Source organism: Pantoea pleuroti, from assembly GCF_014156615.1.
GTDB lineage: Bacteria > Pseudomonadota > Gammaproteobacteria > Enterobacterales > Enterobacteriaceae > Pantoea > Pantoea agglomerans.
On the sequence record NZ_SBFD01000001.1, the window covers coordinates 45,987 to 51,986 of the forward strand.

Genomic DNA, 6,000 nt, shown 5'->3' on the forward strand with positions numbered 1-6,000 from the left:
AAAAACCGGGGACTCAGTAATGGGAGCCAAGACCAAGGCCAGACCGTTAAGTCGTTATCTTAAAGACTATAAACACAGCCAGAGCAACTGTTCACACTGTGGCAAGGTATTAGATCGAATGGCGCTCGTTTTTCGTGGCCAGATCATCAATAAAGAGGCCATCGCTCGGATGGACCAGATGATTGATGAGCAGCTGTGGCTGAAACTTCAGCCCGAACTGACCGCGCTTTGTCGTTTTTGCAGTGATATTTTTTGTAATACCCATCCTAATTACTTCGACATAATGGCGTTTAAACAGTATCTGTTTGAACAGACAGAGATGAGCCCCAGCACGATTCGTGAATATGTGGTGCGGCTGCGTCGTCTGGATGAGATGCTGAAAGCCAGAAATTTCCCGGCCGACAGGCTTCAGGGAAATAGCTGGCATCAGTGTCTGGAAAGCGATCTGCCCGATGCCGGTAATAACAATTACCGCATCGCGCTGCGCAAGTACGATCAGTTCTTAGGCTGGCAGCAGGGTTAACCCTGATCTGCACCGATTGCTCCCCCGCGTGCCTGCGGCACGTTCCCCTTTTGCCCGCCAGCCGGGTAAAGGGAAGGGGGAGCACGGCGCTTCTTTCCCCTTCATCTTTCACTGCCATCTGTCTCACCGCATCTGCTGACACCTGAATCAGGGTGATCCTTTTCGCATCTTCTGCAACACTGTAAGGATAAATTGAATGTCCGAACGGAGGCAGCATTGTCTTTACATCTGTTACACCAATTCCCGCGTCTTGAACTGCTGGGCGCACCCACGCCGTTAGAACATCTGCCACGGCTCTCTGACTATCTGGGTCGCGATATTTTCATCAAACGCGATGATTTCACGCCGGTGGCGATGGGCGGTAATAAGCTGCGCAAGCTGGAATTTCTGGCGGCGGACGCGCTGCGTGAAGGCGCCGATGTGCTGCTGACCGCGGGCGCAATCCAGTCCAATCATGTGCGTCAGACGGCGGCAGTCGCGGCCCGGCTTGGCCTGAAGTGCGTGGCATTGCTGGAAAACCCGATTGGCACCCACGCTGAAAACTACCTGAGCAACGGCAACCGACTGTTACTGGATTTGATGGACGCTGAAGTGGTCATGGTGGATGCGCTGAATAACCCTGCGGAACAGCTGGCTGAACAGGCCACGCGTCTGGAAGCCCAGGGTTATCGTCCTTACATCGTGCCGGTCGGCGGCTCAAATGCGCTGGGTGCACTAGGCTATGTAGAGTGCGCGCAGGAGATTGCTCATCAGAGCGAAGGTGTGGTCGATTTCGCCGCCGTGGTCGTGGCCTCGGGCAGTGCCGGCACCCATGCCGGACTGGCGGTGGGTCTGGAGCATCTGCTGCCGGAGACCGAGCTGGTGGGCGTCACCGTTTCACGGCAGGTTGAGGCGCAGTTGCCACTGGTGGAGCGGCTGCGTCAGTCGCTGGCGGAAACGCTGGAAGTGCAGGCTAAGGCACCGATTACCCTGTGGGATGATTACTTTGCGCCACGCTACGGCGAACCCAATGATGAAGGCATGGCTGCGGTGAAACTGCTGGCGCGGCTGGAAGGGATCCTGCTGGACCCGGTCTACACCGGCAAGGCGATGGCCGGACTGCTGGATGGCGTGGGCCAGAATCGTTTCCGCCGTGAAGGTCCGTTGCTGTTTATTCATACGGGCGGCGCACCGGCGTTATTTGCTTATCATCCTTCGGTCTGAGACAAGCGAATAAAACAGTTTATACTCCGTGGGTTATCCTTCCGGACTGGCAGCGACAAGCCGTGCTGCCCTTATAAAAACACACACACAATACTGTCAATAATGGGGTGAATATGTCCTTTTCTCGTGCAGGTCGTCAGATGGTGATGGGCGTCATGGCCGTGGCGCTGATTGCTGGCGTCAACGTTAAAACCTTTGCTGCGGAAAATCTGCTGAATAAAATTAAAGAGCGCGGCACGCTGCTGGTGGGTCTGGAAGGCACCTATCCGCCATTCAGTTTCCAGGATGAAAAGGGCAAGCTGACCGGCTTTGAAGTGGAATTCGCGGAACAGCTGGCACAGCACATGGGCGTCAAGGCGAGCCTGAAACCGACCAAATGGGACGGCATGCTGGCCTCACTCGACGCGAAGCGCATCGATGTGGTCATCAACCAGGTCACCATCTCTGATGAGCGTAAGAAGAAGTATGACTTCTCCACGCCATACACGGTCTCCGGTATTCAGGCGCTGACCATGAAAGCCAATGCGAACACCATCACCAAACCTGCTGATCTTGCCGGTAAAAAGGTGGGCGTCGGTCTGGGCACTAACTACGAGCAGTGGCTGCGTGAGAATGTGAAGGGCGTGGACATCCGTACCTATGATGATGACCCGACGAAATATCAGGATCTGCGCTCTGGCCGTCTGAATGCCATTCTGGTTGACCGTCTGGCTGCGCTGGATCTGGTGAAGAAAACGGGCAATACCATGGCGGTCGCGGGTGATGCGTTCTCCCGTCAGGAATCGGGCGTGGCGGTACGTAAAGGCAACGACGACCTGCTGAAAGCGATCGACCAGGCTATTGCTGACATGCAGAAAGATGGCTCGCTGAGCAAGCTGTCTCAGAAATGGTTTGGCGCGGACGTGACGAAATAATGCAGGAAAGTCTTCAACTGGTGCTGGATTCAGCACCTTTTTTATTAAAAGGCGCGCTGTTTACGCTGCAGCTCAGCATCGGCGGCATGTTCTTTGGCCTGCTGCTGGGCTTTATTCTGGCGCTGATGCGTCTGTCGCGCTTCTGGCCGGTTCGCTGGCTGGCGCGGATCTATGTCTCGATTTTTCGTGGCACGCCGCTGATCGCCCAGCTGTTTATGATCTATTACGGCCTGCCGCAGTTTGGCATTGAGCTGGATCCGATCCCCTCCGCGATGATTGGTCTTTCCCTTAATACCGCGGCTTACGCCTCAGAGTCACTGCGCGGCGCGATTTCATCAATTGAGCGCGGGCAGTGGGAAGCGGCGGCAAGTATCGGCATGACGCGCTGGCAAACCCTGCGCAGGGTGATCCTGCCCCAGGCAGCCCGCACCGCGCTGCCCCCGCTTGGCAACAGCTTTATCAGCCTGGTGAAAGATACCTCGCTGGCGGCGACCATTCAGGTGCCGGAGCTGTTCCGTCAGGCGCAGTTGATCACCTCACGCACGCTGGAAGTCTTTACTATGTATCTGGCAGCGTCGCTGATCTACTGGGTGATGGCAACGGTGTTATCTGCGTTGCAGAACCGGCTGGAACAGCATGTTAATCGTCAGGATTCGGAGTCGAAATGAGCGCCATCGAAGTCAGAAAGCTGGTGAAGTCTTTTAACGGCCAGACGGTGCTGCACGACATCGATCTTGATGTGGCCGCCGGTGAAGTGGTGGCCATTATCGGCCCCAGCGGATCAGGTAAAACCACGCTGCTGCGCAGTATCAATCTGCTGGAAGTGCCGGATAGCGGCACCATCCGCGTTGGAGAGATTACCGTTGATGCGGCGCTGGCACAGAGTAAGCAGAAAGAGCAGGTGCGTCGTCTGCGTCAGCAGGTCGGGTTTGTCTTCCAGAACTTCAATCTGTTTCCGCATCGTTCAGTGATGGAGAACATTATTGAAGGGCCGGTTATCGTTAAAGGCGAAGCGAAAGCGGATGCGGTAGCCCGCGCCCGCACGCTGCTGGAGAAGGTCGGGCTGCACGGCAAAGAAGAGAGCTATCCGCGCCGTCTGTCGGGCGGGCAGCAACAGCGCGTGGCGATTGCGCGTGCGCTGGCGATGCGGCCGGAAGTGATCCTGTTCGATGAACCGACCTCGGCGCTGGATCCGGAGCTGGTGGGTGAGGTGCTCAGCACCATTCGCGCGCTGGCCGAAGAGAAACGCACCATGGTCATCGTCACGCATGAGATGAGCTTTGCCCGTGATGTGGCTGACCGCGCCATTTTTATGGATCAGGGACGGATTGTGGAGCAGGGCGAAGCGAAAGCGTTGTTCAGTAACCCTCAGCAGCCGCGTACCCGTCAGTTCCTTGATAAATTTCTGAATCAGTAATCCACACTGCCTTCCCCGGAAGGCAGTTTTAACCCGTTTAAAACCCTCATTTTTTAAGCTGCCACTGGCTATGGTCACGCTATTAGCAGGCGCAATATCATAAATAACTCTACCGCTGTTAAACCTTTTGGCACATCTGACAAATCTTTTCTTTTCATCGGGGATATATTGGCTTTTCCCGTTGCCACTTTCTCTTAATTATATTCTCTGAATTATGAAGCAATATTATCGTTTAGGCAGGCTGCGACGCTGCTAATTAGCGCATTGCGTCGATATTAATAAGTGTAAGGAAACGTTCTGCTAAGTAAATAACTGTGATAACAGGGCCACGCTGCGGCTTTTAAGAGTTTCGCTACATTCATCACCGGTTCAATGGCGAATAATTGCCGGATAATCATAAAAGCAATACTGATTTCCTCGCTTTTACTTTCCAGCATTCTGACCTACACAGCAGGAGTCATTGAATGAACCAGACTAAGTCAGATCAGATATTGTGGGTCGATACCCTTAAGGGCGCCTGCATATTACTGGTGGTCCTGTACCACACGGTTTTACCCGGCTTTGAAGGGACGATGAAATATCTCTCTGCCGGATGGATCCCCGCCGAAATATGGATACAGTTTAATACAGTACTGTCGCCGCTGCGTATGCCCGCCTTTTTCTTTGTCTCGGGATTACTGGCGACCAATGGCATTCTGAACCGGCCCTGGAAGCAGGTGTTTACCAGTCGCATCACCAATCTTTTTTATCTCTATATTCTGTGGGGTTTTATTCAGTGGTGGTCAATTATCGGTATCTCCACTGAAATTACCGGTCAGCGTATTTCGCAGAATCTTAATGCCGCCTATGCGGGTTCCCTATTCGAGTTTCTCAAGCTGACCTTTATGGCCATGAGTACCTCGTGGTATCTGTATGGGCTGGGACTCTATTTCCTCTGTGCCAAAGTTTTCCGTCAATATAAGCTGGCCCTGGTGGCGGTGGCGATCCTGCTGAATTATCTGGCGGCAGAAAAAGTGATCCCGTTCTGGGGACCACAGAGCCTGGCCCAATATTTTGTGTTCTTCCTGTTAGGGGCATTCTGGAGCCAGACGATGCTGCGCCTGAGTGAATGGCGGCGGGAGAATCTGATGCCCTGGGCGCTTCTGGCGGCAGCCGCCGGGATTCATGTGTTATTCGGTCTGGATAAGAGTCTGTTCCTGTGTGTACTGGCGGTGTTATTCAGTATCGCGGCCTGTCGCTGGCTGAATCAGCACTTCAGCATGCGTTATCTCAACTGGGTTGGCCGCAATACGCTGCAGATTTACGTCATCCACCGTATTTTTATCGAGTTTTTTGGTATGTCTGCGATTCTGTTCGCGCAGCGGCATCATCTGTTCGGGCAGGCGTGGTTTTCGTTTCTCTGGGCCTGTTTCTATCCGGTGGCCATTGTGGGTCTCTGCTCGCTCTGTTCAGTGGCAATCTGGTCGCTGACCAATCGCGGAGTCGGGCAGTCGCTGTTTGTGTTCCCGACGTTAATGAAAAGGGCGCCTGGCGGCGCGAGCAGTGGGTAAGTTACGCCTGGCAGCGGGGAAGTTACGCTTTGCAGCGGGCTTGCACTGAGCGGGTTACGCCCGCCCAGGCGATGGGGAGTTTCAGGTCATTTAGCCGCGCCTTAGCACTGAGCGGGTTCCGCCCGCCAGGCGATGGGGAGTTTCAAGTCACTTAGCCGCGCGTTAGCACTGAGCGGGTTCCGCCCGCCAGGCGATGGGGAGTTTCAGGTCATTTAGCCGCGCCTTAGCACTGAGCGGGTTCCGCCCGCCAGGCGATGGGGAGTTTCAGGTCATTTAGCCGCGCCTTAGCACTGAGCGGGTTCCGCCCGCCAGGCGATGGGGAGTTTCAGATTGCCTGTGCAGGCGGACGCGTCAAGGGGCGGACGCCCGCCCCTTAACAATCCCGGCGTCCGG

General features: G+C 54.9%; 6 protein-coding genes. All 6 read left to right on the plus strand.

Annotation, left to right across the window (positions count from 1 at the left end; translation table 11 throughout):
* The first annotated feature begins 19 nt into the window (after positions 1–19).
* The gene (gene fliZ / locus EPG66_RS00300; protein WP_010247591.1) at positions 20–523 is read left to right on the plus strand and encodes a flagella biosynthesis regulatory protein FliZ; all 504 of its coding nucleotides are present in this window, start codon (positions 20–22) and stop codon (positions 521–523) included.
* Between the two features lie 216 nt (positions 524–739).
* On the plus strand, positions 740–1,726 hold the full coding sequence (locus EPG66_RS00305; protein ID WP_109650587.1) for a D-cysteine desulfhydrase: 987 nt from the start codon (positions 740–742) through the stop codon (positions 1,724–1,726).
* Between the two features lie 113 nt (positions 1,727–1,839).
* A complete protein-coding gene (tcyJ, locus tag EPG66_RS00310) occupies positions 1,840–2,640 on the plus strand; it encodes a cystine ABC transporter substrate-binding protein (RefSeq protein WP_033787602.1) in 801 nt (266 codons plus the stop codon).
* On the plus strand, positions 2,640–3,308 hold the full coding sequence (tcyL, locus tag EPG66_RS00315) for a cystine ABC transporter permease (protein WP_003854540.1): 669 nt from the start codon (positions 2,640–2,642) through the stop codon (positions 3,306–3,308). The genes tcyJ and tcyL overlap by 1 nt, the downstream gene beginning before the upstream one ends.
* Positions 3,305–4,057 carry an L-cystine ABC transporter ATP-binding protein TcyN gene (gene tcyN, locus EPG66_RS00320; protein ID WP_010247571.1) on the plus strand — a complete coding sequence of 251 codons (753 nt, stop codon included), beginning with the start codon at positions 3,305–3,307 and terminating at the stop codon, positions 4,055–4,057. Before tcyL ends, tcyN begins: the two co-directional genes overlap by 4 nt.
* Positions 4,058–4,521: 464 nt before the next feature.
* A complete protein-coding gene (locus EPG66_RS00325) occupies positions 4,522–5,607 on the plus strand; it encodes an acyltransferase family protein (RefSeq protein WP_069026438.1) in 1,086 nt (361 codons plus the stop codon).
* Positions 5,608–6,000: the final 393 nt, after the last annotated feature.

Coding starts and splice junctions, on each gene's coding strand:
- tcyN (WP_010247571.1), top strand. CDS start 3,305: ATGAGCGCCATCGAAGTCAGAAAGCTGGTGAAGTCTTTTAACGGCCAG.
- tcyJ (WP_033787602.1), top strand. CDS start 1,840: ATGTCCTTTTCTCGTGCAGGTCGTCAGATGGTGATGGGCGTCATGGCC.
- tcyL (WP_003854540.1), top strand. CDS start 2,640: ATGCAGGAAAGTCTTCAACTGGTGCTGGATTCAGCACCTTTTTTATTA.
- fliZ (WP_010247591.1), top strand. CDS start 20: ATGGGAGCCAAGACCAAGGCCAGACCGTTAAGTCGTTATCTTAAAGAC.
- EPG66_RS00325 (WP_069026438.1), top strand. CDS start 4,522: ATGAACCAGACTAAGTCAGATCAGATATTGTGGGTCGATACCCTTAAG.